Source organism: Arthrobacter sp. Soc17.1.1.1 (assembly GCF_036867195.1).
Taxonomy (GTDB): Bacteria; Actinomycetota; Actinomycetes; order Actinomycetales; family Micrococcaceae; genus Arthrobacter_D.
This window is the reverse complement of record NZ_JBAJII010000001.1, coordinates 2,233,490-2,256,991: the sequence shown is the minus strand read 5'-3', so window position 1 is coordinate 2,256,991 and position 23,502 is coordinate 2,233,490. Positions and strand designations below refer to the sequence as shown.

17 protein-coding genes and 2 tRNA genes are annotated in these 23,502 nt (G+C 69.8%); 14 read left to right on the top strand and 5 right to left on the bottom strand.

Features of this window, described 5'->3' with window-relative positions; all coding sequences use genetic code 11:
* Nucleotides 1-18: 18 nt before the first annotated feature.
* Nucleotides 19-2,574 carry an aminopeptidase N gene (pepN, locus tag V6S67_RS10455; protein WP_334211571.1) on the bottom strand — a complete coding sequence of 852 codons (2,556 nt, stop codon included), beginning with the start codon at nt 2,572-2,574 and terminating at the stop codon, nt 19-21.
* Between the two features lie 221 nt (nt 2,575-2,795).
* Between pepN and V6S67_RS10450 the strand changes: the two genes are divergently transcribed.
* Both V6S67_RS10450 and V6S67_RS10445 read left to right on the top strand, forming a co-directional pair.
* Complete coding sequence (locus V6S67_RS10450; protein WP_334211570.1) at nt 2,796-3,266, top strand: ribose-5-phosphate isomerase; 471 nt, start codon at nt 2,796-2,798, stop codon at nt 3,264-3,266.
* Entirely contained in the window at nt 3,259-4,143 is an 885-nt protein-coding gene (locus tag V6S67_RS10445; protein WP_334210194.1) for an Fpg/Nei family DNA glycosylase, read from the top strand. The genes V6S67_RS10450 and V6S67_RS10445 overlap by 8 nt, the downstream gene beginning before the upstream one ends.
* A 74-nt stretch (nt 4,144-4,217) precedes the next feature.
* On the opposite strand, the gene V6S67_RS10440 is transcribed toward V6S67_RS10445, so the two are convergent.
* Nucleotides 4,218-4,288: transfer RNA gene (locus V6S67_RS10440), tRNA-Gly, on the bottom strand.
* 113 nt (nt 4,289-4,401) lie between these two features.
* Between V6S67_RS10440 and V6S67_RS10435 the strand changes: the two genes are divergently transcribed.
* The 5 genes from V6S67_RS10435 to clpX all read left to right on the top strand — a co-directional run bounded on the left by V6S67_RS10435 (nt 4,402) and on the right by clpX (nt 9,156).
* A tRNA-Pro gene (locus V6S67_RS10435) sits at nt 4,402-4,475 on the top strand.
* 69 nt (nt 4,476-4,544) lie between these two features.
* Entirely contained in the window at nt 4,545-6,095 is a 1,551-nt protein-coding gene (gene tig / locus V6S67_RS10430) for a trigger factor (RefSeq protein ID WP_334210193.1), read from the top strand.
* 247 nt (nt 6,096-6,342) lie between these two features.
* Nucleotides 6,343-6,978 carry an ATP-dependent Clp protease proteolytic subunit gene (locus tag V6S67_RS10425; protein ID WP_334210192.1) on the top strand — a complete coding sequence of 212 codons (636 nt, stop codon included), beginning with the start codon at nt 6,343-6,345 and terminating at the stop codon, nt 6,976-6,978.
* 46 nt (nt 6,979-7,024) lie between these two features.
* Nucleotides 7,025-7,699, top strand: a complete 675-nt coding sequence (locus tag V6S67_RS10420) for an ATP-dependent Clp protease proteolytic subunit (protein ID WP_104050586.1) — start codon at nt 7,025-7,027, stop codon at nt 7,697-7,699.
* A gap of 164 nt (nt 7,700-7,863) precedes the next feature.
* A complete protein-coding gene (gene clpX / locus V6S67_RS10415; RefSeq protein ID WP_334210191.1) occupies nt 7,864-9,156 on the top strand; it encodes an ATP-dependent Clp protease ATP-binding subunit ClpX in 1,293 nt (430 codons plus the stop codon).
* A 73-nt stretch (nt 9,157-9,229) separates the two neighbouring features.
* Here the strand turns inward: clpX and V6S67_RS10410 are convergent, their stop codons facing one another.
* Nucleotides 9,230-10,762: a glyceraldehyde-3-phosphate dehydrogenase gene (locus V6S67_RS10410; RefSeq protein ID WP_334210190.1), complete on the bottom strand. Its 1,533-nt coding sequence runs from the start codon at nt 10,760-10,762 to the stop codon at nt 9,230-9,232.
* Nucleotides 10,763-10,999: 237 nt separating this feature from the next.
* On the opposite strand from V6S67_RS10410, the gene V6S67_RS10405 reads away from it, so the two are divergent.
* Nucleotides 11,000-11,617, top strand: coding sequence for a mycothiol-dependent nitroreductase Rv2466c family protein (locus V6S67_RS10405; RefSeq protein ID WP_334210189.1), 618 nt, complete (start codon nt 11,000-11,002; stop codon nt 11,615-11,617).
* A gap of 72 nt (nt 11,618-11,689) precedes the next feature.
* Here V6S67_RS10405 and valS read toward each other — a convergent pair whose 3' ends face one another.
* Nucleotides 11,690-14,314 carry a valine--tRNA ligase gene (valS, locus tag V6S67_RS10400; protein WP_334210188.1) on the bottom strand — a complete coding sequence of 875 codons (2,625 nt, stop codon included), beginning with the start codon at nt 14,312-14,314 and terminating at the stop codon, nt 11,690-11,692.
* A gap of 139 nt (nt 14,315-14,453) precedes the next feature.
* On the opposite strand from valS, the gene V6S67_RS10395 reads away from it, so the two are divergent.
* The 4 genes from V6S67_RS10395 (at nt 14,454) to V6S67_RS10380 (ending at nt 17,034) form a co-directional block, all read left to right on the top strand.
* Nucleotides 14,454-15,314, top strand: a complete 861-nt coding sequence (locus V6S67_RS10395) for an AraC family transcriptional regulator (RefSeq protein ID WP_334210187.1) — start codon at nt 14,454-14,456, stop codon at nt 15,312-15,314.
* A gap of 85 nt (nt 15,315-15,399) precedes the next feature.
* Complete coding sequence (locus V6S67_RS10390) at nt 15,400-16,200, top strand: SDR family oxidoreductase (RefSeq protein ID WP_334210186.1); 801 nt, start codon at nt 15,400-15,402, stop codon at nt 16,198-16,200.
* Between the two features lie 73 nt (nt 16,201-16,273).
* The gene (locus tag V6S67_RS10385) at nt 16,274-16,723 is read left to right on the top strand and encodes a hypothetical protein (protein ID WP_334210185.1); all 450 of its coding nucleotides are present in this window, start codon (nt 16,274-16,276) and stop codon (nt 16,721-16,723) included.
* A complete protein-coding gene (locus V6S67_RS10380) occupies nt 16,720-17,034 on the top strand; it encodes a winged helix-turn-helix domain-containing protein (protein ID WP_334210184.1) in 315 nt (104 codons plus the stop codon). Before V6S67_RS10385 ends, V6S67_RS10380 begins: the two co-directional genes overlap by 4 nt.
* Before the next feature lie 4 nt (nt 17,035-17,038).
* Here the strand turns inward: V6S67_RS10380 and V6S67_RS10375 are convergent, their stop codons facing one another.
* Nucleotides 17,039-18,400: a cytochrome P450 gene (locus tag V6S67_RS10375; protein WP_334210183.1), complete on the bottom strand. Its 1,362-nt coding sequence runs from the start codon at nt 18,398-18,400 to the stop codon at nt 17,039-17,041.
* 418 nt (nt 18,401-18,818) lie between these two features.
* Here V6S67_RS10375 and ileS point away from each other — a divergent pair, with 418 nt between their 5' ends.
* Together ileS and V6S67_RS10365 are read left to right on the top strand one after the other, a co-directional pair.
* Nucleotides 18,819-22,127 carry an isoleucine--tRNA ligase gene (gene ileS / locus V6S67_RS10370; RefSeq protein ID WP_442884769.1) on the top strand — a complete coding sequence of 1,103 codons (3,309 nt, stop codon included), beginning with the start codon at nt 18,819-18,821 and terminating at the stop codon, nt 22,125-22,127.
* Nucleotides 22,120-23,499 carry a bifunctional folylpolyglutamate synthase/dihydrofolate synthase gene (locus tag V6S67_RS10365; protein ID WP_334210181.1) on the top strand — a complete coding sequence of 460 codons (1,380 nt, stop codon included), beginning with the start codon at nt 22,120-22,122 and terminating at the stop codon, nt 23,497-23,499. Before ileS ends, V6S67_RS10365 begins: the two co-directional genes overlap by 8 nt.
* Nucleotides 23,500-23,502: the final 3 nt, after the last annotated feature.

Sequence of the window (23,502 nt, the reverse complement as noted above, 5' to 3'; positions counted from 1 at the left end):
GGCCCTCCCCGGGTTCCCCTACCGGTCGGCGGCCTGCGCCTTGAGGGCGCGTACGATGCCGTCGCGGCTCTCGAGCACCAGGCGGCGCAGCGAGGGCGCCTCGGTGCCGAGCTCGGCGAGGAAGGCGTCCGTCCGGTCCAGGGTCTCCTGCGAGGTCTGCAGCGAGGGGTACAGGCCGACGACGATCTGCTGGGCGATCTCGTGCGTGCGGGTCTCCCACACCTGCCGCAGCGACGCGAAGTACCGCTCCACGTACGGTGCGAGCAGCTCCCGGTCGTGCACGCGGGTGAAGCCGACGATCATGGCGCGCTGCGTGGCGTTGGGCAGGTCGGCGGCGTCGACGAGCGCCGTCCACGCAGCCTCCTTGCCCTCCGCCGTCGGCAGGGCCGCGAGGGCACCCGCCGCCGCGAGCTCGCCGGTCGCGGTCGAATCCCGGGCCAGTTCGGCCTCGACGTCGGCGGCCCCCGCGCGGCCGCCGGCCACAAGGCTGGTCAGCAGCTCCCACCGCAGGTCCTGGTCGACGGCCAGGCCCTCGGGCACGTCCGCGCCGGTGAGCATCGCGTGGACGGTGTCGAGCTGGGGTGCCGTGCGGGCGTGCGCGGAGAACGCCTTCGTGAACTGCAGCTGGTCATCGGACCCCGTCTCGGCGGCGAGGGCGAGCTCGAGCAGGCTGTCCGCCGCGGCATCGCCCATGGCCTCGCGGTCCGCGGGGTCGACGTAGAACGCGAGGGTCGAGGCGAGCTGCCGGAGCAGCACGAGCACCACGGAGGAGTCCGACTCGGCACCCACGTTCTGCAGCACGAGCTCCACGTAGTCGCGGGCGGGCGTCTCGCCGTCGCGCGCAGCGTCCCAGGCCGAGGCGAGGACGAGCGTGCGGGGGAGGGAGTCCTCGAAGTCCCTGACGTGGCGTACCGAGGCCCGCAGCGACGCCGGGTCGAGCCGGATCTTCGCGTAGGCGAGGTCGTCGTCGTTCAGCAGGACCAGGAGCGGCCGGGTGCGTCCCACGAGATCGGGGACGTCGGTGCGCTCGCCGTCGACGTCGAGCTCGAGGCGGTGCACGCGGACCAGCGCGCCGCTGTCGTCGTGATCGTAGAAGCCGACTGCGAGGCGGTGCGGCCGCAGGGTGGGGAACTCCTCGACGGCCGTCTGCACGATGGTGAAGGCGGTGATGGTGCCGTCGTCGTCCGTGGTGATCTCGGGGCGGAGGGTGTTGACGCCGGCGGTCTCGAGCCACAGCGCCGACCACGCCTTCAGGTCGCGGCCGCTGGAGGCCTCGAGCTCGGACAGGAGGTCCACGAGCTCGGTGTTCTTCCAGGAGTGCTTGGCGAAGTACTGGCGGACGCCCGCCATGAACTCCTCCTGGCCCACCCAGGCCACGAGCTGCTTGAGCACCGAGGCGCCCTTCGCGTAGGTGATGCCGTCGAAGTTGACCTGCACGTCCTCGAGGTCGTCGATCTGCGCCACGATGGGGTGGGTGGAGGGCAGCTGGTCCTGGCGGTAGGCCCAGCCCTTCTCCAGGATCGCGAAGGTGGTCCACGCCTGCTCGAACTCCGTGGCCTCGGCGGCGGCGAGGGTGGACATGAACTCGGCGAAGGACTCGTTGAGCCAGAGGTCGTTCCACCAGCGCATGGTGACGAGGTCGCCGAACCACATGTGGGCCAGCTCGTGCAGGATGGTGATCGCGCGCCGTTCGACGGTGGCATCGGGCACCCGGCCCCGGAAGACGTAGGTCTCGACGAAGGTGACGGCCCCCGCGTTCTCCATCGCACCGGCGTTGAACTCGGGCACGAACAGCTGGTCGTACTTCTCGAACGGGTAGGGCGCGCCGAACTGCTCCTCGTAGAACGCGAAGCCCTGGCGGGTGAGCGCGAAGATGTTCTCGGCGTCCATGTACTGCATGAGCGACTTCCGGGCGAAGACGCCGAGCGGGATGGTCCGCCCGTCCGAGCTCGTGAGCTCGCTGCGCACGGACTGGTAGGGCCCGGCGATCAGCGCGGTCACGTACGAGGACATGACGGGCGTCGGCTCGAAGGCCCAGGTGGAGGCCGCGGCGCCGGCGGTGCCGTCCGCTCCGGCCTGCACGGGTTCCGGCGTCGCGCTGTTGGAGATGACGTCCCAGTGCGACGGCGCCGTGACGGTGAAGCGGAACGTCGACTTGAGATCGGGCTGCTCGAAGACGGCGAAGACGCGGCGGGAGTCGGGCACCTCGAACTGGGTGTACAGGTACACCTCCCCGTCCACGGGGTCGGTGAAGCGGTGCAGGCCCTCGCCGGTGTTCATGTACGGCATGTCCGCCTCGACCACGAGCCGGTTGCTCGCGGCCAGCGACGGCAGCTGGATCCTGACGCCGTCGGACACCGCTGCGGCGTCCAGCGGCACACCGTTCAGTTCGACGCGGTGCACGGTGTCCGTCACGGCGTCGATGAACGTCGCCGTTCCCGGCTCGGCGTCGAAGGAGACGACCGTCGTCGACCGGAAGACGCGCTCGCCGCGCGTCAGGTCGAGGGTGACCTCGTAGGAGTGGACGGTGAGCAGATCGGCGCGCGCACGTGCTTCGTCGCGCGTCAGGTTCAGACCGGGCAAGGATCGCCTCCAGGGTGGGAATCGGGGGCCGCACATGTGATGTGGACTACGCGGCGCTTAGATTCTCTCATTCCGCCAGGTGCCGCCGCTCGCACCGGCGGTCATCCGGGCGCCATCCGGGCGGACTAGGCTGGGACGCGTCCTGCCCTGCCGGGCACGCGACCCCCCACCAACCGCCGGCCCCCGGCGCCGTCCCGAAGGAACAGATGTCCATGCGCGTCCACCTCGCCACTGACCACGCCGGCATGGAGCTGAGCGCCCACCTGCTCGCGCACCTCACGGCGGCCGGGTACGACGTCGTCGACCACGGCCCGGCGTCGTACGACCCCGAGGACGACTACCCCTCCTTCTGCATCCACGCCGCGCAGGCCGTCGTCGCGGAGCGGGCCGCCGGTACCGAGGCCCTGGGGATCGTCCTCGGCGGCTCCGGCAACGGCGAGCAGATCGCCGCGAACAAGGTGCAGGGCGCACGGGCGGCCCTCGCCTGGAACCTCGACACCGCACGCCTCGCCCGCCAGCACAACGACGCGAACGTCGTGGCCGTCGGCGGCCGCCAGCACTCCGTGGAGGAGGCGACGGCCATCATCGAGGCGTTCCTCGCCGAGCCGTTCAGCGGCGCCGAGCGGCACAGCCGCCGGATCGCGCAGATCGCCCGGTTCGAGGAGACGGGGACTCTTGCCTGAGGGCCACTCGGTCCACCGGCTGGCGAAGCAGTTCACCTCGGTCTTCGTCGGCGAGCAGCTCGCCGTGTCCAGCCCGCAGGGACGCTTCGCCGCCGGCGCGGCACTGCTCGACGGCGGCACGCTGCTGAGCGCCCTCGCGCACGGCAAGCAGATGTTCCTGCGGTTCGACGGTGACCGGGTATTGAGGGTCCACCTCGGGCTGTACGGCGCGTGGAGCTTCGGCGGCGACGAGACCTTCCGCGGGGCGTCGAGCATCGGCGCACCCCGCCGGGTGGGGGAGTCGGAGCAGCCCTCCGCCGAGGGTGGAGACCCCGCAGCCTACGGCGGCCCGCCCGACCCCGTCGGAGCAGTACGCGTCCGGCTCGTGTCGGCCCACGGCTGGGCGGATCTGCGCGGACCGACGGCGTGCGAGGTCATCACCGGCGCGGAGGAGGAGGCCGCGCGTGCCCGGCTCGGCCCGGATCCGCTGCAGCCGGCCTCGGACGGCACCGTGTTCGCCCGCAAGGTCATGGCGAGCATCACCCCGGTCGGCATCCAGCTCATGAACCAGGCGGTCATCGCGGGGATCGGCAACATCTACCGGGCCGAGGTGCTGTTCCTGCAGGGCATCAACCCGTGGCGCCCCGGGAAGCAGCTCCGCGACGACGAGGCCGCCGGTCTCTGGGCGGACACGGTGCGCCTGATGAAGGACGGCGTGCGGGAGGGCCGCATCATCACGACGACGGCGGAGGCCCGGAACGGCAGGCCCAAGAGGTCGGCGCCGAACTACGTGTACAAGAGGACGGGCCTCCCGTGCCGCCGCTGCGCGACGCCGATCCTGACCGCCGACATGGCGGCGCGGACCGTGTACTGGTGCCCGCAGTGCCAGGCCGACTGAGGACCACCTGCGCATTAAAGCGGAACACCCGGACTCGGGGGTTCGGGTGGAGGTCCGGCGGGTGCCGGGGACAGAGGGGATGACGGGAATCGAACCCGCGTAATCAGTTTGGAAGACTGAGGCTTTACCATTAAGCTACATCCCCGAAGCGGGGCCTCGTGGACCCTCGTGGAACGCCTACAACTACACCACAGCCGCCGCGCGTTCGCCAAATGTGCGTGGTTCTCGTAAAGGTGCGTAGACTGACACTCGCACTTACGGGGTGTAGCTCAGCTTGGTAGAGCGCCTGCTTTGGGAGCAGGAAGTCGCAGGTTCAACTCCTGTCACCCCGACTCTGTCGTGTGATGAGGAAAGTGCCTCCGCTGCAGAACCAATCCCAATCATCCCAGGAGTCCTACGCTGTGAAGAGCGCTGTTGAAACCCTTTCCCCCACCCGGGTGAAGCTGAACGTCGAGGTCCCCTTCGAGGAACTGAAGCCCAGCATCGACGAGGCCTACAAGACCATCGCCACCCAGGTCCAGGTTCCAGGCTTCCGCAAGGGCAAGGTCCCCCAGCAGCTCATCGATCAGCGGGTCGGCCGCGGCTACGTGATCGAGACCGCGATCAACGACGGCCTGAACGGCTTCTACCAGAGCGCCGTGCAGGAGACGGGCATCCGCCCGCTCAGCCGCCCCGAGGTCGAGATCACCGAGGTCCCCGACCCCGCGAAGAAGGACGGCCAGCTGACCTTCACGGTCGAGCTGGACATCCGCCCCGAGATCGAGCTGCCCGACTACAAGGGCATCGACGTCACCGTCGAGCCCGTCGAGGCGTCCGACGAGGACATCCAGAAGGCCATGGACGAGCTGCGCGGCCGCTTCGGCACCCTCACCACGGTCGACCGCCCCTCGCAGGACGGCGACTTCCTCACCATCGACCTCACCGCGTCGGTCGACGGCGTCGAGGTCGACTCGGCACAGGACCTGTCCTACCAGATCGGTTCCGGCACCATGCTCGAGGGCATGGACGAGGCCGTCACCGGACTGTCCACGGACGAGAGCGCCACCTTCGAGACCAAGCTGGCCGGCGGTGAGCACGCCGGTGCCGACGCACAGGTCACCGTCGCCGTGAAGGCCGTCAAGGAGCGCGAGCTGCCCGAGGTCGACGACGAGTTCGCCCAGCTCGCCAGCGAGTTCGACACCGCCGAGGAACTGCGCGCCGACCTGACGAAGCAGGCTTCCGAGTCCAAGCTCATGGACCAGGGCGTCGAGGCGCGGGACAAGGTGCTGGACAAGCTCGTCGAGCTCGTCGCCGTGCCGGTGCCCGAGAGCGTCATCGAGGAGCAGCTGGAGCAGCACTTCAATGGCGAGAACGCCCACAGTGCCGGCGAGGACCACGACACCGAGGAGCACCGCGCCGAGGTCCGCACCAACACCGAGCGCGCCTTCCAGAACGAGGTCATCCTCGACGCGGTCGCCGAGAAGGAAGAGGTCGGCGTCAGCCAGAGCGAGCTGATCGACTACATCGTCTCGACCGCCGGCCAGTACGGCATGGAACCGAACCAGTTCGCGCAGATGCTCGACTCGAGCGGGCAGGTCCCGATGATCGTGGGAGAGGTCCGCCGCCGCAAGGCCCTCGCCAAGGTCCTCGAGTACGCCACGGTCACCGACACCAACGGTGCGACCGTCGACCTCAGCGAGTTCGTGCGCCCCGCGGGCGACGAGGCCGAGACCTTCCAGGTCGACGACGTCGAGACCGGGCAGGACGCCGCCGGCGACATCGAGGCGACGGACGCCGGCACCACCGAGGCAGAGACCGCCGAGTCGGCCACCGCCGAGGCACCCACCGCGGAGCCCGAGACGGCCGAGTCGACCGATGCCGCGGCAGAGCCCGCAGGATCGGCCGAGGAGCCGGAGGCCGCCGGGGCGCCCAAGAAGAAGCGCGCCCCGCGGAAGAAGCCGGCCGCCGAGTAGGACCAGCCACACCGACAGCGGTGCCGCAGCCTTCGGGCGCGGCACCGCTGCCGCGTTAAGCCCCGGAACGGCGGCGCGGCGTGCCCGCGCGGAGCACGCGGTGACGGTCGTGGCCACCGTGCGCCGTCAGCGAACAGTTCCCCGCGTGGGAGCAAATCGGCCGGGCAGCGGGTTAGTGTCCAAGAAGAGACAAAAGGACGGGTAGGCCGACGAGGCACCACCCGCCAGAGTGAGAGGTCAACGTCCCATGACAACCGAACCACGCACCCCGAGCATGGCAGGCCCCGAAGCGGGCGGTCGTGACGAGTACATCTACAACCGGCTCCTCAAGGAGCGCATCATCTGGCTCGGTTCCGAGGTCCGCGACGACAACGCGAACGCCATCTGCTCCCAGCTGCTGCTGCTGTCCGCCGAGGACCCGGAGCGCGACATCTACCTCTACATCAACTCTCCCGGCGGGTCCGTGACGGCCGGCATGGCCATCTACGACACCATGCAGTTCATCCCCAACGACGTCGTCACCGTGGCCACCGGCCTCGCAGCGTCCATGGGCCAGTTCCTGCTGTCCTCGGGCACGAAGGGCAAGCGCTACGCGACCCCCCACGCACGCATCCTGATGCACCAGCCCTCCGGCGGCATCGGCGGCACGGCGACCGACATCCGCATCCAGGCGGAGCTCATCCTCCACATGAAGCGGGTCATGGCCGAGCTGACCGCCGAGCAGACGGGCCAGACCGTCGAGACGATCCTCAAGGACAACGACCGCGACAAGTGGTTCACGGCCCAGGAAGCCCTCGACTACGGGTTCTTCGACCACATCTCGGCGCACTCCGGGTCCGTCGCGGGCGGCGGCGGCACCGACCAGACGGATCAGACCGCGTAGTCCGCGCAGCAGCCCCACTCCTACCAGTCGTCCTACAGGAGACACCATGAACCACGATTTCCAGGCAGCCGCGGGATCCAGCGCACGCAACCTCCCCACGAGCCGCTACATCCTGCCCCAGTTCGAAGAGCGCACGCCCTACGGCTTCAAGCGCCAGGACCCGTACACGAAGCTGTTCGAGGACCGCATCATCTTCCTCGGCACGCAGGTCGACGACGCGTCCGCGGACGACGTCATGGCCCAGCTGCTCGTGCTCGAGTCCACGGACCCCGAGCGCGACATCACGCTGTACATCAACTCGCCCGGTGGCTCCTTCACCGCCATGACGGCGATCTACGACACCATGCAGTTCATCCGGCCCGAGGTCCAGACCGTCTGCCTCGGCCAGGCAGCGAGTGCCGCCGCCGTCCTGCTCGCCGCCGGCGCGCCGGGCAAGCGCCTCGCCCTGCCGAACGCACGCGTGCTGATCCACCAGCCCGCCCTCTCCGGAGGACAGGGCGGCCAGGCCTCCGACCTGGAGATCCAGGCCAACGAGGTCATGCGCATGCGCACCTGGCTCGAGGACACCCTGGCCCTCCACTCGGGCCGCACGCCCGAGCAGGTCAACCTCGACATCGAGCGCGACAAGATCCTCACCGCCGCCGATGCCGTCGCGTACGGCCTGGTGGACGAGGTCCTGAACTCGCGCAAGATCACCCCGCCGAAGATCAACACCCCGTAGTCGGGACGGCGCGGCCGGCGGTCCATGCGACCGCCGGCCGCGTCCTCCGGCCGCATCACCGCCCGTGGCGCCTCAAGGCACCACGGGCATTTTGATACTGGCCCCCGAGGCCATGTGGCCTAGAGTGGTCATAGCAATCGTGTAATATCTAAGGGGATTGAACCATGGCTCGCATTGGTGAGAGCACCGATTTGCTCAAGTGCTCTTTCTGCGGGAAGAGCCAGAAGCAGGTACGGAAGCTGATTGCCGGTCCCGGCGTGTACATCTGCGACGAGTGCATCGACCTGTGCAACGAGATCATCGAGGAGGAGCTCTCCGAGGTGGCGGATCTCGGCACGTTCGAGCTGCCCAAGCCCCGCGAGATCTTCGACTTCCTGCAGGAGTACGTCGTCGGCCAGGAGCCGGCGAAGCGGTCCCTCGCGGTCGCCGTGTACAACCACTACAAGCGCATCCAGTCCGGCAACGGCCCCCGCGCCGCCGGGACCCTCGCCGACGCGGCCGAGACCGAGGACGTCGAGATCGCGAAGTCGAACATCCTCCTCATCGGCCCCACGGGCTGCGGCAAGACCTACCTCGCCCAGACGCTCGCCCGCCGGCTGAACGTCCCGTTCGCCGTCGCCGACGCGACAGCCCTCACCGAGGCGGGCTATGTCGGCGAGGACGTCGAGAACATCCTCCTGAAGCTCATCCAGGCCGCGGACTACGACGTCAAGAAGGCCGAGCAGGGCATCATCTACATCGACGAGATCGACAAGATCTCGCGCAAGAGCGAGAACCCGTCGATCACGCGCGACGTCTCCGGCGAGGGCGTCCAGCAGGCGCTGCTGAAGATCCTCGAGGGCACGGTCGCTTCGGTGCCGCCGCAGGGCGGGCGGAAGCACCCGCACCAGGAGTTCATCCAGATCGACACCACCAACGTGCTGTTCATCGTCGCCGGTGCCTTCGCGGGGCTCGAGGAGATCATCGGGTCACGGGCCGGCCGCAAGGGCATCGGCTTCGGCGCGCCGCTGAGCTCGCTGAAGAACGAAGAGGTCAGCTACGGCGACGTCATGCCGGAGGACCTGCTGAAGTTCGGGCTGATCCCCGAGTTCATCGGCCGCCTGCCCGTCATCACCACGGTGACGCACCTCGACCGTCCTGCGCTCATGCAGATCCTCACCGAGCCCAAGAACGCCCTCATGAAGCAGTACCAGAAGATGTTCCTGCTCGACGGCGTCGAGCTCGTCTTCGAACCGAAGGCGCTCGAGGCGATCGCCGATCTCGCCCTCGACCGTGGCACGGGCGCGCGCGGTCTCCGCGCCATCATGGAGGAGGTCCTCCTCCCGGTCATGTTCGACCTCCCGAGCCGCGAGGACATCGCCACCGTGGTCATCACGGACGATGTCGTCGGGCGTCGCGCGGAGCCCACGCTGATCTCGCACGAGGTGGTCGCCAAGCGGCGCAACAAGTCCGCCTGACAGTCCCGCAGCACAGGAAGGGCCCGGCCGTGCGGCCGGGCCCTTCCTGCGTCGGGCCTCCTCTGGAGGAGGGCTACCGGCCGGCGGAGACCTCCCCCCCGGTGTCCACGGCGGGGTAGCTGGGCGGGTGGACGGCGGCCATCTCCTCCATGACGCGCACCACCTGGCAGCTGTAGCCGAACTCGTTGTCGTACCAGACGTAGAGCACCGCGTGGTGTCCGTCAGCGATGGTCGCGAGTCCGTCGACGATGCCCGCGCGGCGTGAGCCGACGAAGTCGGTGGAGACGACCTCGGGGCTGGCGATGTAGTCGATCTGCTTGCGGATGGTCGAGTGCAGGGACATCTCGCGCAGGTATTCGTTGACCTCGTCCCTGGTGGTGGGCTGTTCGAGGGCGAGGTTCAGGATGGCGATGGAGACATCCGGGGTGGGGACGCGGATGGAGCTGCCCGTGAGCTTGCCGGCCAGCTCCGGGAGGGCCTTGGCCACGGCCGTCGCGGCCCCCGTCTCGGTGAGGACCATGTTCAGGGCCGCGGACCGGCCCCGGCGGTCGCCGCGGTGGAAGTTGTCGATCAGGTTCTGGTCGTTCGTGAAGGAGTGCACGGTCTCCACGTGACCGTGCACCACGCCGAAGCGGTCGTTGATGGCCTTCAGGACGGGCGTGATCGCGTTCGTGGTGCAGGACGCGGCCGTGATGATCCGGTCGCCGTCCTCGATGGCCCCGTGGTTGATGCCGTGCACGATGTTCTTCAGCGACCCCTTGCCGGGGGCCGTGAGCAGGACCCTGGCAACGCCCGTGCTGCGCAGGTGCTGGGAGAGGCCCGCCTCGTCGCGCCAGCGGCCGGTGTTGTCGACCACGAGGGCGTCGCGGATGCCGTAGGCGGTGTAGTCGATGGACGCCGGGTCGTCGGAGTAGATCACCTGGATCCGGATGCCGTTGGCGGTGATGGTGTTCGTCGCCTCGTCGACCTGGATGGTCCCCTCGAAGGGCCCGTGGACGGAGTCGCGGCGGAGCAGGCTGGCCCGCTTGACGAGGTCGTTGTCGGAGCCGCGGCGCACCACGACGGCGCGGAGCCTGAGCCCGTGGCCGCCGCCGGCCTTCTCGATGAGCAGCCGGGCCACGAGCCGGCCGATCCGGCCGAATCCGTAGAGGACGACGTCGGTGCTGGTGCGCTCGTCCGCTCCGCCCTTTCCCACGATGTCGGCCAGTTCCGCGCGGACGAACTCCTCGAGCGTGCGCCCGTCCCCGGCGCCGACCGCGCGGTCGTAGGCGTTGCGCAGGCGCCCGATGTCGATGGCCGCTGCCCCGAGGTCGAGGTCGGTGAGAATCCGCAGCAGGGGGGCGGTGTCCTCGAGGCGGAGGGCCTCGGTGGTGATGCGCCGTGCGAAGCGGTGCGCCTTGAGGATGCTCATCGTGGACTTGTTGATCAGGCTGCGCCCGTGGATGCTCGTCACCACGTTGTTGGTGCGGTACAGGCGCCCGATCAGCGGGATCATGGCCTCGGCGAGTTCCTCCCGCTCGAGCCACATGTCATGGGTCTCGGCGTGGTTCTCGCTGTGGTTCTCGGCGTGGTTCTCGGTGTGCTTGTCGGTCCGGTCGTGCTGCAAGAGTTCATCCCTTCGGGCACCGGGAGGGCCGGTGCGGACTCCTCCAGCCGGATGGCGACGCAGGGATAGCGCCAGGCACCGTCGACTGGTCGTGTCCTCCCATTAGACCGCCTCGTACGGCTCCGCACCAATTCGGGTGCACCCGCAGCACTGGCATGACGCCCGGAATACGGCGCGCGCGGCGGGGGTTGCACCGGGAAAGGCCAGAGGCCTGTCCACGACCCCAAGGAGTACTGCATGAGCGAGTCCACCACCGTCGAGAAGGCCGATTTCTGGTTCGACCCCCTGTGCCCCTTCGCCTGGATCACGTCGCGCTGGATGGGCGAGGTCGAGCAGGTCCGGAACATCTCGGTGGACTGGCACGTCATGAGCCTGTCCGTGCTGAACGAGGGACGCGACCTGCCGGAGGAGTACCGGTCCCTGATGGATCGGGGCTGGGGCCCCGTCCGCGTCATCATCGCCGCGGCGGAGCTGCACGGCGGCGAGTACGTCAAGAAGCTCTACGACGCCATGGGCACCCGCATCCACATCGACCAGAACAGGGACTTCGACGTCGTCATCCGTGAATCGCTCGACGAGGTCGGCCTGCCGGCCGAGCTCGTGCGCTACGCGACCACGGACGAGTACGACGCGCAGCTCCGCGCCTCCCACAAGGACGGCATCGACCGTGTCGGCGACGAGGTCGGGACGCCGGTCGTCGCCTTCAACGGCACCGCGTTCTTCGGCCCGGTGCTCACTAGGATCCCGCGCGGCGAGCAGGCCGGCCGGATCTTCGACGGCGCCGTGCTGATGTCGGAGTTCCCCGGGTTCTTCGAGCTCAAGCGCTCCCGCACGGAGAGCCCCGCGTTCGACTAGGCACCCCAGGGATGCAGAAGGGACCCGCTCGTCCGAGCGGGTCCCTTCTGCATTCCACCGGCTGCCGGCCGGCTACTGCTCGGGCTGCGGGACGAGCTCCACCTCGGAGACGGCCAGCGGGCCGTCGCCCTCCGCGAACCGGAGGTCCTTCGCGTTGCCGGCCGCCAGCAGGTCCGCGACACCCGCCCGCAGCTGGTCCACCTGGGCGGCGGGCGCGGTCACGACGGCGGTCTCCACCTCGGTGCGCTGCTTGACCTTCGCCTCGGACTTCGCCTTGCGGATGCCTCCGAGGGCCAGGGCGACGGTCGTGAGGACGCCGGCATCGGCGGTGCCGGGCAGCCCGGCGAGGGACCCGGCGCTCGGCCAGGCCGCGCGGTGCACGGATCCCTGGCGCCACCAGCTCCACACCTCCTCGGTGGCGAACGGCAGGAACGGCGCGAAGAGCCGCAGCAGGGCGTCGAGCGTGGTGGCCAGGGCGGTCTGGACCGACTGCGTCCCCGCGTCGCCCGCATCGCCGTAGGCGCGGTCCTTGACCAGCTCCACGTAGTCGTCCGTGAAGGTCCAGAAGAAGGACTCCGTGAGCTGGAGGGCCCGCGCGTAGTCGTACTTCTCGAACGCGGCCGTGGCCTGCTCCGTGACGGTGCGCAGCTGCGCGAGCAGCGCCAGGTCCAGTGCCTCCGTGACCCGCCCGAGCGACCCCTCGCCGACGGACGCATCCGTGACCCCGAGGTTCAGCACGAACTTCGACGCATTGAGGAGCTTGATGGCGAGGCGGCGCCCGATCTTCATCTGGTTGACCTCGTACGCGGTGTCCGCACCGAGCTTCGCCGAGGCGGCCCAGTAGCGGACCGCGTCGGCGCCGAACTGCTCCAGGACGTCGGTGGGGACCACCACGTTGCCCTTGGACTTCGACATCTTCTTGCGGTCGGGGTCGAGGATCCAGCCCGAGAGCGCCGCGTGCTTCCACGGCACCGAGTCCTGCAGGGCGTCGGCGCGGACGGCGGTGGAGAACAGCCAGGTCCTGATGATGTCGTGCCCCTGCGGGCGCAGGTCGAACGGGAACACCGTGCTGAAGAGGTCCTCGTCGCGCGCCCAGCCGCCCACGATCTGCGGGGTGAGGGACGACGTCGCCCAGGTGTCCAGGACGTCGCTGTCGCCGATGAAGCCGCCGGGCCGGTTCCGGGCGGACTCCTCGAAGCCCGGCGCCGGGTCGGCGGCCGGGTCCACGGGCAGGGCCTCGAGCGCGGGGAGGATGGGGTCCTCGTACTCGGGCTCGCCGTCGGCGTCGAGGCGGTACCAGACGGGGACGGGCACGCCGAAGAACCGCTGGCGGGAGACGAGCCAGTCGCCGTTCAGGCCTTCGATCCAGTTCTCGTAGCGCGAGCGCATGAAGGCCGGGTGGAAGTCAATCTCGCGACCGCGCGCGATCAGCGCCTCGCGCTTGGCGGCGTCACGCCCTCCGTTCCGGATGTACCACTGGCGGCTCGTCACCACCTCGAGCGGCTTGTCGCCCTTCTCGTAGAAGTTGACCGGGTGCATGATCTTCGTCGGCTCGCCCTCGAGGTCCCCGCTCTCGCGGAGCATCGCGACGACGGCCTCCTTGGCGCTGAAGATCGTCTTGCCGGCCAGCTGCCCGTAGCTCTCACGCGCGCCGTCGGTGGCGATCCACTCCGGCGTCTCCGAGCGGAGGCGTCCGTCCCTGCCGACGACGGCGCGCGTGGGCAGCTGCAACTCACGCCACCAGGTGACGTCGGTGAGGTCGCCGAAGGTGCAGATCATCGCGATGCCGCTGCCCTTGTCGGGCTTCGCGAGCGGGTGCGCCTTGATCTCCACCTCGACGTCGAACAGGGGCGAGGTCACCGTGGTGCCGAACAGCGGCTTGTACCGCTCGTCGTCCGGGTGGGCCACGAGCGCCACGCACGCCGGGAGGAGCTCGGGCCGGGTGGTCTCGATGTGGACCTGCCCGCCGTCCGGCAGGTGGAAGGCGATCCGGTGGTACGCACCGGGCTGCTCACGGTCCTCCAGCTCCGCCTGGGCCACGGCGGTGCGGAAGGTGACGTCCCACAGGGTCGGGGCCTCGGCGAGGTACGCGTCCCCGGCCTTCAGGTTCTCGAGGAAGGCGCGCTGCGACACGGCACGGGAGGTGTCGTCGATGGTCCGGTACGTCAGGTCCCAGTCGACCGAGAGGCCCAGGGTGCTGAAGAGGTTCTCGAAGACCTTCTCGTCCTCGACGGCCAGTTCCTCGCAGAGCTCGATGAAGTTCCGGCGCGAGACGGCGTCGAAGTCGCGCTGGTTCTTCGCCGGCTCGGCGGGCGGCCGGTAGTCGGCGTCGTAGGCCACCGAGGGGTCGCAGCGCACGCCGTAGTAGTTCTGGACGCGGCGCTCGGTGGGCAGGCCGTTGTCGTCCCAGCCCATCGGGTAGAACACGTTGGCGCCGTTCATGCGCTTGAAGCGGGCCATCACGTCGGTCTGCGTGTAGGAGAACATGTGCCCGACATGGAGGGAGCCCGACGCCGTGGGCGGGGGAGTGTCGATCGAGTACACCTGCTCGCGCGTGGTGTCGCGCCGGAAGGTGTAGGTGCCGTCCTCGCGCCACTGGCGGGACAGCCTCTCCTCGAGGCCCTCGAGGGCTGGTTTGTCGGGTACGGAAACGGGCTGGGGGGAGGGCGTGTCTGTGCCCTGGGTGGTGTCGGCCATCCCTCCATTGTTCCCTACCCCGGGGCACCCGTTCTCCGGATCGTCCCGGGGCCATCCTGACGTCTTCCGGCACGGATCATCAGGCGGCGGAGGGCGGAACCTTTGTACCGTGATGACAGGAAAGCGGGAGGAGGTCCTGATGCAGGAGTGGAACCGGGCCATCGAGCTCATCGAAGCCGATCTGCCGGAGCCGATCGACGTCGCCCGGCTGGCGAGGGTGGCGCTCACCTCGGAGTACCACTTCCGGCGGATGTTCGCCTCCCTGGCCGGCATGCCCCTGTCGGAGTACATCCGGAGGCGCCGGCTGACGGCCGCGACCGGGGAGATCGTCGCAGGGCGTCCGGTGCTCGAGGTGGCGATCCGTCACGGCTACGGCTCGGGCGAGGCCTTCACCCGTGCGTTCCGGGCCCTGCACGGCATCACCCCCTCCCAGGCACGGCTCCCGGGGGCCGTGCTCCACTCCCAGCCGCAACTGCGGTTCCACCTGCGCATCGAAGGGACCACCGACATGAAGCACCGCATCGTCAGCAAGGACGCCTTCCGCCTGGTCGGGCGGAAGGCGCGGGTACGCATCGTCCACGAGGGGCCCAACCCGGACATCGAGCAGTTCGAGCGCAGCCTGGACCCGGCCGTGCGGCCACTGCTCGAGTCGCTGTCGGACACGGAGCCGCTCGGGCTGCTGTCCGCCACCGACACGATCGAGCAGCCGGGGGAGGAGGGGAGCCGGGTGGACTACTGGCGGGCCGCAGCGACGACCCGGCCCGCGCCGGAGGGGCTCGACCGCCTCGAGGTGGCAGCCGGGCACTGGGTGGTGTTCGAGACCGAGGGTGCCTTCCCCGAGGTCCTGCAGCGCCTGTGGGCCGATGCCGCGGCGGAATGGTTCCCGGCGAATCCGTACCGCTGGGCGCCGGGCCCGCAGCTCCTCACCGTCGATCCGGATCCGGGCGGTACCACGGGCCGCGGCCGGCTGTGGATCCCGATCGAGCCGGCGGCGGGCTGAACCCGGCTGGGCCCGGCTGGGCCCGGCTCGGCCCGGCCGGGCCTGCAGGCTCCTCGTCCCGGAGGGCGATCGCTACAGTGGCCCCATGAGCCAGTCATCGCCCGCGCCCCTCGGTGCCCCTGCAGATCCCGCCCCTTCCGCCCTGCGCGTGATCGTCACCGGAGCCAGTTCCGGGATCGGCGCGGCCACCGTGCGCGCCCTCCGCCGCGACGGCTGGGACGTCGTCGCGGCGGCCCGGCGCCTGGACCGCCTCACGGCGCTCGCGGAGGAGACGGGGGCCACGCCGATGACCCTCGACGTCACCGACCAGGCCTCGGTCGATGCCTTCGCCGCGGAGGTCACGGCCGCCGGACCGGTGCACGCGCTCGTCAACAACGCGGGCGGAGCGTTCGGCGCGGACCGGGTCGCGGACGCCGTGACGGCGGACTGGGAGTGGATGTACAACGTGAACGTCCTCGGGTCGATGCGCATGACCCGCGCACTGCTGCCGGCCCTGCGCGACGGCGGCCAGGGCAGTGTCCTCTTCCTGACCTCGACCGCCGCGCTCGCCGCCTACGAGGGCGGGGCCGGGTACTGCGGCGTCAAGGCGGCCCAGGAGTCCATGGCGCGTTCCCTCCGGCTCGAGGAGGCCGAGCACAACATCCGCGTGATCGAGGTGTCACCCGGCATGGTGCACACCGAGGAATTCTCCCTGAACCGTCTCGGCGGCGACCAGGGGGCGGCGGACAGGGTCTACGAAGGCGTCGACTTCCCGCTGACGGCCGACGACGTCGCCTCGGCGGTCGCGTTCACCCTCAACGCCCCGCACCACATGAACATCGACCAGCTCGTCCTGCGCCCGCTGGCCCAGGCCGCCAACCACAAGGTGCTGCGCGCGGAGTCATAGCAGAAACTACTTGCCAAAGTGGAAAGTTGTTGCAAGAGTAGTTCCAGCAGCAACCACCACGAAGGGCAGGACCATGAGCGACACCACGAACACCCCGGGCCTCGACGCCAGGCAGGCGCAGGACCTCCTCGAGCAGGCGGACCGGATCACCGCCAGTGTGCGGTCCGGCGCGGGCTGGCCGCAGATCGCGACGCTGCTCGGGCTCGGTGCCGTCTCCTCCGTCGGCGTCATCGCCCTGACCCTCGCCGCGCGGGTACCCGGCACGCCGATGGTCCTGCCGATCGTCGTGATGATGGCGTGGATCATCATCTTCACCACGATGGGCCTGGTGTTCGGCCGCACCAGCAAGCGGGGCTTCGGAGCGCGCTGGGGTGTGTACATCGGCGCGTGGGCCGTGCTCTGGACCGTTGCGATGCTCGTCGGCGGGACCTACTTCCAGGGCGAACTCTGGTTTGCCGGCCTCATGGCGGCGCTGCTCACGGTGACGACGACGGCGGGCGCCTGGTACGAGGCACGGCGATGAGCGCCCAGGACACCCCGGCCCACCCCCGCCACCAGCTCGACGACACACTGGGCCATCCGGTGAGGTTCTCCCTGATGGCTGCCCTCGCGCAGACCGATGAGATCGACTTCGCCACGCTGCGCGACCACCTGCAGGTCTCCGACTCGGTCCTCAGCAAGCAGGTCACCGCCCTCGAGGCGGTCGGCTACGTCAGGGTCCGCAAGGGCTTCATCGGCAAGCGTCCGCGGACCTGGCTGAAGCCGACGAAGGAGGGCGGGACGGCATGGCGCAGCCACCTGGCGGCGCTGCGCGAGATCGCGGGGGACTTCTGAGCGGTCAGGCCCGGGGCGAGACGCCCAGACGCACCGAGTAGTTGTCCATGGTCCCGGGCAGGGGTCGCCCCGGGTCGAGATCCTGGCCCTCCTCCACGCGGACGTCGTGCCCGCTCACCAGCGAGGCGAGGGCCGCGCTCGTCAGGAGCAGCACCAGCTGTTTCCCGGGACACACCACCGGGCCGTCGCTGAACGGCACGAGCGGCCAGCCGTCGTCCTCGTCGGTCAGCCAGCGCTCGGGCGAGAAGTTGTGGGCGCTGCGCAGCGAGCGCTCGTCGCGGTGGAGGTACGGCGAGTAGACGAGCACGCCGCAGTCCGCCGGCATGGTCCCTTCCGGCCACTCCACGGGCCGCGTGGTCTGGCGGAGGATCATCGGCGTGGTGGGCCAGAGGCGCAGGGTCTCGAGGACGCTCGCGCGCAGGTAGGGGAGCACACGGCGGCCCGAGGTGTCGCCGTCGATCTCGCGGCGGGCCGTCGCCATCGCCTCCGGGTGGGTGGCGAGCACGGTCAGGGTGCGGAAGACCGCCATCCCCGCCGGGTCGAAGGCGAACAGCCACTGGGGCACCTGCTGGGCGGGGTCGGCGCCCTCGCCCTTCGGGGCAGCCGCCATCACGGCGGCCAGGCTGCCGGGTTCGGCGTTCGCCAGCTCGTCGCTGATCCGCTGCAGGAAGCGGCGGCGCGTGTCCTTCCGCACGGGCCTGAGGAACGCCCAGTTGCCGTCCTTCCGGAGGCGGATGATCATCGCGGTGAGCTCCTTGTCGTCCCGCGCGTGGTCGCCGAAGACCACGCGCCGCACCACGCGGTACCAGGCGTCGAGGAAGTCGGCCCACGGCAGCGATCCGGTCCTCAGCGCGTCCGCGAGCAGGCCCTGCATCTCCTGCTCCACCACGGGGACGAACGTGTCCGCGAGGTGGTGCACCGGGTGGTCCGTGTCCAGGACCTGCTCCTGCAGCGCGCGGCGCACGGTGCGGACGGACCCGCGGGAGATCAGGACGTTGGCGGGCTGGAAGTGCGAGAGCGCCGCCTTCTTCTCGCTGCTCGCGGGGGAGAACGGCTCGGGGGAGTGGGCCAGGACGGTGTTCACGTCGCCCGGCGCCAGGACGATCGCCTGCTTCCGGACCGGCAGCTTCAGCATCAGCGGGCCCTCCGGGTATCTCGCATGGATCTTCCGGACGATCCCCACGGCCCTCGTGTCGAGCTCCAGGCGGGCCGTCAGCCCTACCGCCCACGGCCTGCGGATGATGGGCCCCTTGACGACGGTGGGCAGGAGGACCCCCAGCAGCAGCCGTGCGGTGTCCAGTGCGGTCGCGGTCGGGAGACCGGTCGCCGTCGGGGTCGTGGTCGCGGTGGGGGAGGTGGTCGGCATGCGGCATCCATCCTGTTGCGTCGGGTACCCTCCCAGCCTCCCAAGCATGGACCGCCGCCACAACGTCTTTCCGGGCACCCACGCCTCCGCCGGCTGTGCGGGCGCCCTTTCGACAAGGAATTCGCCCCGGCGCTAGACTTGCTGCATCAGCATCGACCCGGCGATCACCGGTGAGCTTCCGGAAGAAAGGCCAGCCCGCGCGGCGGCCCGTAGAACCGGACGGGGCGGCCCGTCACAGCCTGGCAACGAGCGGCGGCCCCGCCCGCAGTGCCCGCGACGAGCGGCACGGCGGACGACGGCGGCAAGTGAGGTGGTACCGCGGGTCCAGTTCCCTGCGGCCGGTCAGGCAACCGGCGGCGGACCGAACAGGCTCCCGTCCTCACGGCAGGACTGCCCACCCCACGCCGCCGTACACAGGATGAGAACCATGCCGCAGATCTACCCCAAAGCAGTGTCGCCCGACGACGCGGGTACGCCCACCTCCGGGACCAGCGCGTCCCCGCGCTTCCCGGAGCTCGAGCAGCGCGTGCTCGGCTACTGGGAGAAGGACGGCACGTTCCAGGCGTCCATCGACAACCGCGACGCCGGGACGGACGGCTCCAACGAGTTCGTCTTCTACGACGGCCCGCCGTTCGCCAACGGCCTGCCCCACTACGGCCATCTCCTCACCGGCTACGCCAAGGACCTCGTGGGCCGCTACCAGACGCAGCGCGGGCACCGCGTGGAGCGGCGCTTCGGCTGGGATACCCACGGCCTGCCGGCCGAGCTCGAGGCCATGAAGCAGCTCGGCATGACCGACAAGCAGCAGATCCTCGCCATGGGCATCGACAACTTCAACGAGGCCGCGCGCGCCTCCGTCATGAAGTACGCGGGGGAGTGGCGCGACTACGTGACCCGCCAGGCCCGCTGGGTCGACTTCGACAACGACTACAAGACACTCAACCCCGAGTACATGGAGTCCGTGCTCTGGGCGTTCAAGACGCTGCACGAGAAGGGCCTGACCTACAACGGGTACCGCGTGCTCCCGTACTGCTGGAACGACGAGACGCCGCTGTCCAACCACGAGCTCCGCATGGACGAGGACGTCTACCAGGACCGTCAGGACCAGACCGTCACCGTGACCTTCCCGCTCCTCGCCGGCACCACCGAGCTCTCGCGGGACCTCGCCGGCGTCCAGGCCCTCGCCTGGACCACCACGCCCTGGACCCTGCCCACCAACGCGGCGCTCGCCGTCGGGCCCGACATCACCTACGTCGTCGTCGACGGCGAGCGCGACGGCCGGGCGGGCCGCTACCTCCTTGCCGAGGACCTGCTCGGCAACTACGCCAAGGACCTCGGGTTCGCCGACGCCGACGCCGCACGCGAGGCCGTCACCTCCCGGCACCGCGGCACCGAGCTCGAGGGCCTCACCTACGAGCCGCTGTGGGACTACCTCGCCGACCCCGAGGAGGGCGGGTACCGCAATGCGTTCCGCATCCTCGTGGCGGACTACGTCACGACGACGGACGGCACCGGGCTCGTCCACCAGGCACCCGCCTACGGCGAGGAGGACCAGAAGGTCTGCGAGGATGCCGGCATCCAGGTGATCCTCTCCGTCGACGAGGGCGCGAAGTTCCTCCCCCTGTTCGGCACGGGACCGCTCGCGGAGATCGTGGGCCTGCAGGTCTTCGAGGCCAACCGGCACATCACGCGCGTGCTGAAGTCCGAGGGACGGCTCGTGCGCCAGTCCAGCTACGTCCACAGCTACCCGCACTGCTGGCGGTGCCGCAACCCCCTCATCTACCGCGCCGTGTCCTCCTGGTACGTGGAGGTCACCAAGATCCGCGACCGCATGGTCGAGCTGAACCAGGACATCACCTGGATCCCCGGCAACGTCAAGGACGGCCAGTTCGGCAAGTGGCTCTCCAACGCGCGTGACTGGTCCATCAGCCGCAACCGCTTCTGGGGCAGCCCCATCCCCGTGTGGCAGTCGGACAACCCCGAGTACCCGCGCACCGACGTGTACGGCTCGCTCGCCGAGCTGCAGGCCGATTTCGGCCGCCTGCCGGTCAACAAGCAGGGCGAGGTGGACCTCCACCGCCCCTTCATCGACGAGCTCACGCGCCCGAACCCGGACGACCCGACCGGCGGCTCCACCATGCGGCGCGTGGAGGACGTCCTCGACGTCTGGTTCGACTCCGGCTCCATGCCCTACGGGCAGGTGCACTACCCGTTCGAGAACGAGCAGTGGTTCGACACGCACAACCCGGCGGACTTCATCGTCGAGTACATCGGGCAGACCCGCGGCTGGTTCTACATGCTGCACATCCTGTCCACCGCGCTGTTCGACCGTCCCGCGTTCCGCAACGTCATCAGCCATGGGATCGTGCTCGGCTCCGACGGCCAGAAGATGTCCAAGAGCCTGCGCAACTATCCCGACGTCTCCGAGGTGTTCGACCGCGACGGATCCGACGCCATGCGCTGGTTCCTCATGGCCTCCCCGATCCTCCGCGGCGGCAACCTCGTGGTCACCGAGCAGGGCATCCGCGACGGCGTCCGCCAGGTGATCCTGCCGCTGTGGAACGTCTGGCACTTCTTCAGCCTGTACACCAATGCCGCGAACGGCGGCGAGGGCTACGAGGCCAGGACCGTCACCCCGGAGGCGGCCGCCCGGCTGGCGGAGCCAATCGACCGGTACATCCTCGCGAACACGGGGAACCTCGTGCGGGACCTCACGGAGGCGCTCGACGCGTTCACCATCAGCGACGCCTGCGAGTCCCTGCGCCGCTACCTGGACACGCTGACCAACTGGTACGTCCGCCGGAGCCGCCAGCGGTTCTTCGAGGAGGACACGGACGCCTTCGACGTGCTCTACACGTGCCTCGAAGCCGTCTGCCGCGTGGCGGCACCGCTGCTGCCGCTCGTCACGGAGGAGATCTGGCGCGGCCTCACCGGCGGCCGGTCCGTGCACCTCACCGACTGGCCCGAGGCGTCGTCGTTCCCCGCCGCTCCCGACCTCGTGGAGCAGATGGACCGCACCCGCCAGGTCTGCTCCGTCGGGTCGAGCCTCCGCAAGGCGGCCAACCTCCGGGTGCGCCTGCCGCTGCGGGAACTGACGGTCGTCGCGCCCGGCGCCGAGGGCCTCTCCGGGCAGTACGCCTCGATCATCGCGGACGAGCTGAACCTCAAGGGCGTCCGCCTGGTGGATTCCGCGGACGCCGAGCCGGCCGAGTTCGGCATCACGCAGCGCCTCGTCGTGAACGCGCGGGCAGCAGGCCCGCGCCTCGGCAAGAACGTGCAGACGGTCATCAAGGCGTCGAAGTCCGGGGACTGGTCCGTGGACGACGCCGGCGGCGTCACCGCCGGCGGCCTCGCGCTCGAGCCGCACGAGTACACGCTCGACACCGTCGTGGAGGGCAACGACGCCGCGTCGAAGGCCGTCACCGTCCTGCCGGGCGGAGGATTCCTCGTCCTCGACACCGAGGTGACCGCGGAGCTCGCCGCCGAGGGGACGGCACGGGACGCCATCCGTGCCATCCAGCAGGCCCGCCGTGACGCCGACCTCGATATCAGTGACCGCATCAGCACCACCATCGGCGTCGCCGCCGGGCAGGTCGCCGCCCTCGAGGCCAACGAGGGCCTGATCCGGAGCGAGACGCTCACGGTGGACCTCCGCGTGGAGGCCGTCGAGGGCTCGGGGAACGACTTCACCATCACCGTCGCGAAGCAGGAGCAGCAGCATGGATGAGACGAACGGTAGCGGTGCAGGGCTCGACGCCTTCTCGGTCGAGAGCGTGTATGCCGAACTCCTGGGCCGCGCGCCGGAGGATCGGATGGAGCCGCGCATGGCCCCGCTGTTCCGGGCCATGGAGATCCTCGGGGAGCCGAACAGGGCGTTCCCGATCATCCACATCACCGGCACCAACGGCAAGACCTCGACGGCGCGCATGATCGAGAGCATCCTGCTGGCGCACGACCTGCGGACCGGCCGGTTCACGAGCCCGCACCTGTCACGCGTCACGGAACGCATCAGCATCGACGGCGAGCCCGTCGCGGACGAGACCTTCGTGCGCGTGTGGGACGAGATCAAGCCCTACCTGGACATCGTCGACGGCGAGCTCCTCGTCGCCGGGGAGCCCCGGCTCACGTACTTCGAGTGCATCACGATCCTCGCGTTCGCGATCTTCGCCGACGAGCCGATCGACGTCGGGGTGATCGAGGTGGGTCTCGGAGGCGTCACCGACGCCACGAACGTCGGCGACGGGCAGGTGGCGGTCATCACGCCCATCTCCCTGGACCACACCGAACTCCTCGGCGACACCGAGGAGGACATCGCCCTCGAGAAGGCCGGCATCATCAAGCCCGGCTCCTTCCTCGTCAGCGCCATCCAGCCCCGCGACGCGGCCCAGGTGCTCCTCGACCGGGCCCGCGAGGTGGGCGCCGAGTTCCGTTTCGAGGGTGTGGAGTTCGGTGTCGAGTCCCGCACCGTCGCCGTGGGCGGGCAGGTGGTCTCCCTCACCGGGCTGGCCGGCCGTTACGGCGAACTGCTCGTCCCCCTGCACGGCGAGCACCAGGCCGAGAACGCGGCTGTGGCCGTCGCCGCCGTCGAGGCGTTCCTCGGCGCCGGGGAGCGGGAGCTGCAGACGGACCTGGTACGGAACGGCCTGCGCGCCGTCACCTCCCCGGGCCGCCTCGAGGTGGTGCGCACCGCACCGAGCATCATCGTGGACGCCGCCCACAACCCCGCCGGTGCGCGTGCGGCGGCCAAGGGCGTCAACGAGGCGTTCGACTTCTCCCGGCTCGTGCTCGTCATCGGGGTCCTCGAGGACAAGGACGCCGAGGGCATCCTCGCCGAACTCCACGAGGAGCTGGGCGGGATCCTGGAGGACGTCTGCCTGACGCAGTCCACCTCGCCCCGCTCGGTGCCCGCCGCTGACCTCCTGCAGGCCGCCCTGTCGGCGGGCTTCGCCGAGGAGAACATCAACATCGCGCCCAGCCTCGACGACGCCCTCGAGTGGGCCGTGATGAAGGCCGAGGAGGGCAACGACCTCGCCGGCGGTGTCCTCGTGACCGGGTCCATCACGGTGGTCGGGGAAGCCCGCACGCTCCTAGGGAAGTAGGCA

Bases quoted from the DNA above. Each gene is read 5' to 3' on its own strand.
- V6S67_RS10450 (WP_334211570.1), top strand. From the start codon at position 2,796: ATGCGCGTCCACCTCGCCACTGACCACGCCGGCATGGAGCTGAGCGCC.
- V6S67_RS10425 (WP_334210192.1), top strand. From the start codon at position 6,343: ATGACAACCGAACCACGCACCCCGAGCATGGCAGGCCCCGAAGCGGGC.
- V6S67_RS10420 (WP_104050586.1), top strand. From the start codon at position 7,025: ATGAACCACGATTTCCAGGCAGCCGCGGGATCCAGCGCACGCAACCTC.
- clpX (WP_334210191.1), top strand. From the start codon at position 7,864: ATGGCTCGCATTGGTGAGAGCACCGATTTGCTCAAGTGCTCTTTCTGC.
- V6S67_RS10405 (WP_334210189.1), top strand. From the start codon at position 11,000: ATGAGCGAGTCCACCACCGTCGAGAAGGCCGATTTCTGGTTCGACCCC.
- valS (WP_334210188.1), bottom strand. From the start codon at position 14,314: ATGGCCGACACCACCCAGGGCACAGACACGCCCTCCCCCCAGCCCGTT.
- V6S67_RS10395 (WP_334210187.1), top strand. From the start codon at position 14,454: ATGCAGGAGTGGAACCGGGCCATCGAGCTCATCGAAGCCGATCTGCCG.
- V6S67_RS10390 (WP_334210186.1), top strand. From the start codon at position 15,400: ATGAGCCAGTCATCGCCCGCGCCCCTCGGTGCCCCTGCAGATCCCGCC.
- V6S67_RS10385 (WP_334210185.1), top strand. From the start codon at position 16,274: ATGAGCGACACCACGAACACCCCGGGCCTCGACGCCAGGCAGGCGCAG.
- V6S67_RS10380 (WP_334210184.1), top strand. From the start codon at position 16,720: ATGAGCGCCCAGGACACCCCGGCCCACCCCCGCCACCAGCTCGACGAC.
- V6S67_RS10375 (WP_334210183.1), bottom strand. From the start codon at position 18,400: ATGCCGACCACCTCCCCCACCGCGACCACGACCCCGACGGCGACCGGT.
- ileS (WP_442884769.1), top strand. From the start codon at position 18,819: ATGAGAACCATGCCGCAGATCTACCCCAAAGCAGTGTCGCCCGACGAC.
- V6S67_RS10365 (WP_334210181.1), top strand. From the start codon at position 22,120: ATGGATGAGACGAACGGTAGCGGTGCAGGGCTCGACGCCTTCTCGGTC.